This window comes from Rhizobium sp. 01T417, assembly GCF_056398905.1.
On sequence record NZ_JBFTQH010000087.1, the window covers coordinates 1 to 2,854 of the forward strand.

Sequence of the window (2,854 nt, forward strand, 5' to 3'; positions counted from 1 at the left end):
GACCGGCGGATGGAGGCCTATCTCTATTTCGATCTGCCGGAAAAGGCCCGCGTCGTGCATCTGATGGGAGAGCCGAACGAAACGCGCCACCTSMTCGTCAAGAACGAGGAGGCGATCCTGTCGCCGGGTTGGTCCATCCATTCCGGTGTCGGYACATCAAGCTACACATTCATCTGGGCCATGGCCGGTGACAATGTCGACTATACCGACGTCGACCTTGTCGCCATCGAAGATCTTAGGTGAGGAGGGGGAATATGGCAGCGAGTGATCTTTTCGTGCCGGCCAAGGATGCCGAGTGGACCAGTCCGGAACCGGGCGTGAGGCGTCGCATCATGGCCYACCTGCCTGAGATGATGATGGTCGAGGTGGTTTTYGAGAAGGACGCCGTCGGTGCGCTYCATTCCCATCCCCACATCCAGGCAAGCTATGTGGCTGAGGGCAGTTTCGAGGTGACGATCGACGGCAGGACGGAAACCCTGCACCAGGGAGGCAGCTTCATCGTYCCCCCCGATCTGGTRCATGGGGTCAAGGCTCTCGAGAAGGGCCGCCTGATCGATACGTTTACGCCACATCGCGCCGARTTTCTGAAGTGAGCCTGCTATGACCATGTTCGATCTTTCCGGGCAGGTGGCGGTCGTCACCGGTGCCAATACCGGCCTTGGCCAGGCAATCGCCGTGGCGCTGGCGGCTGCCGGCGCCTCGATCGTTGCCGTTGGCCGCTCRTCGATGGACGAAACCGAGGCTGCGGTTCGCGAGATCGGTGCTGGCTTTCACGCCATCAAGGCCGATCTTGGATCGATCGAACCGACAAAGGCAATCGTCGACGAAACGGTAGCGACCTTTGGCAAGCTCGACATCCTGGTCAACAATGCCGGCATCATCCGCCGCGCCGACGCCATCGACTTCACGGAGGCCGATTGGGATGCGGTCATGGACATCAACCTGAAGAGCGTCTTCTTTCTGTCGCAGGCTGCCGCCCGGCATATGCTCGCGAGTGGCAGGGGCAAGATCATCAATATCGCCTCGCTATTGTCCTTCCAGGGCGGCATCCGCATTCCCTCCTACACGGCCTCGAAGAGCGGGCTTGCCGGACTGACGCGTCTCTTGGCCTGCGAATGGGCGGGCAAGGGTATCAACGTCAATGCCATTGCTCCGGGCTATTTCGTGACCAACAACACGACCGCGCTTCGCGAGGATCGTGAGCGCAGCGCCGGCATCCTTGCCCGCATCCCGGCCGGCCATTGGGGCGATCCCGCGCAACTCGGTGGCGCAGCCGTGTTCCTGGCATCTCAGGCGTCCGACTATGTCCACGGCATCGTCTTGCCTGTCGATGGCGGATGGCTTGCAAGATGACCGCACGACGTCCTTCGTGCAACTCACTGATCGGAGCGCTGCGAGCGCGTCGATACGGACCTTCAAAGGTGCTCGAAAATTAGGGATCGCGGAGTTCCTTCCGATCGCTCGGTATAGTGGCGCCGATGCCGTCGAAGCCAGCGCGCCCGTTGACCGTAAGGTTGAAGCTGGTGGAAACGGCTGCGGTTTGATCGTCGGAGACCAATTCAGTTGCGAGAGTAATTCTATAGCTTCGACAACTCGAAAGCGTGTTAACTTCGCCCAATTGCAGTGATCCGAAGTTTCCGAGGAAGCCAACTTGCGGCGAAATGGAATTTTAGCGATTGCGTTCGGGCTGGCAATTTGCGCCGGAGCATTACCGCTATTGGCGGCCTTTTATATTTCTCGGGAACGCGCATTCGCACTGGAGCGCCAACACTTGGCCGATTACGCCGACTGGACGCTGCAGCGCGGTGACCTGAATATTTCCCGGGCTCGTGCAGCGTTGGACCTGCTCGCCTCTGAGCAGCGACAGACCTGCTCGCCTGATGACATCGCCCGCTTGCAGGAGTTGACGACGGATGCCCTCTCGGTGGAGGAAATCGCCATAACGAGCAGTGGGCGCGTGATCTGCAACACCTGGGGACTTGTTCGCAATGAGATGCGGCTCACTGAAAAGAGCATCCCACTGTCGGACGGATATTCCTTGCGTCTGAATGGAGGAGGCATCTCGACGCCCTCAAATGGCATGGTTGTTGTCAGCCACGGTGACTATCACGCACTGCTGAAGCGGGCACGACTGGTCGATGTCCTTCACGACACACCCATGCTGCTGGGTATTGCATCCCTGGACGGACAACCGATCGCTCTTTCTGGCGATGCCGACCCGGAACTTGTCTCGCGGCTGGTCAAAGAAGAAACCAGCGGCTTTAACGAAAGCGAAGTCTTTGCCTCCCGTCGAGGCAAGGATTTTGCCGCGTTTGCAATTTCCAACCGGAGCGTCGCCGACTGGCGTACCGACAGCGAACTCTGGAAGATGGTCCCGATCGGCGTCGGAATATCACTTGCCCTGATCGCTCTGATCGTTTGGGTATCGCGCCAGCGATTGTCACTCGCAGGCGAGCTTGCGACGGGTCTTCACAAGAAAGAGCTTCTCGCGCATTATCAACCAATCATCGAACTATCGAGTGGTCGATGCATCGGTGCTGAAGCCTTGGTACGGTGGCAAAAGCCCGATGGCACGTGGGTCAGACCAGACCTCTTCGTTCCTTTCGCAGAACAGAACGGAATGATCGGTCAAGTCACGGCGATCATGATCCAAAACGTTATCTTGAACATGAAAACGGCGCTCGCCGAGCATCGCGACATGCATATTGCGATCAACATATCGCCGCAGGACCTGGAAAGCGGTCAGTTCCTGACATTGATCACCGACGAGATTCATGCGGCTGACGTGCAAGCGTCGCAGGTCTGGCTGGAGGTGACGGAGCGCGGCTTCATTCACGCCGACATTGCCCGGACC

Annotated in this window: 4 protein-coding genes; all 4 read left to right on the forward strand. The window is 58.8% G+C overall.

Annotation, left to right across the window (positions count from 1 at the left end):
- Positions 1-243, forward strand: a 243-nt coding sequence (locus AC1DPR_RS31440) for a 5-deoxy-glucuronate isomerase (protein WP_477817960.1), incomplete at its 5' end; no start/stop codon positions are given.
- Between the two features lie 11 nt (positions 244-254).
- Positions 255-593 (forward strand): cupin domain-containing protein, encoded by a 339-nt coding sequence (locus tag AC1DPR_RS31445; RefSeq protein WP_477817961.1) that lies wholly within the window; start codon positions 255-257, stop codon positions 591-593.
- A 7-nt stretch (positions 594-600) separates the two neighbouring features.
- Positions 601-1,353, forward strand: coding sequence for a 2-dehydro-3-deoxy-D-gluconate 5-dehydrogenase KduD (kduD, locus tag AC1DPR_RS31450; protein ID WP_169681943.1), 753 nt, complete (start codon positions 601-603; stop codon positions 1,351-1,353).
- A gap of 418 nt (positions 1,354-1,771) precedes the next feature.
- The coding region (locus AC1DPR_RS31455; RefSeq protein ID WP_477817962.1) for an EAL domain-containing protein at positions 1,772-2,854 on the forward strand (1,083 nt) is incomplete at its 3' end.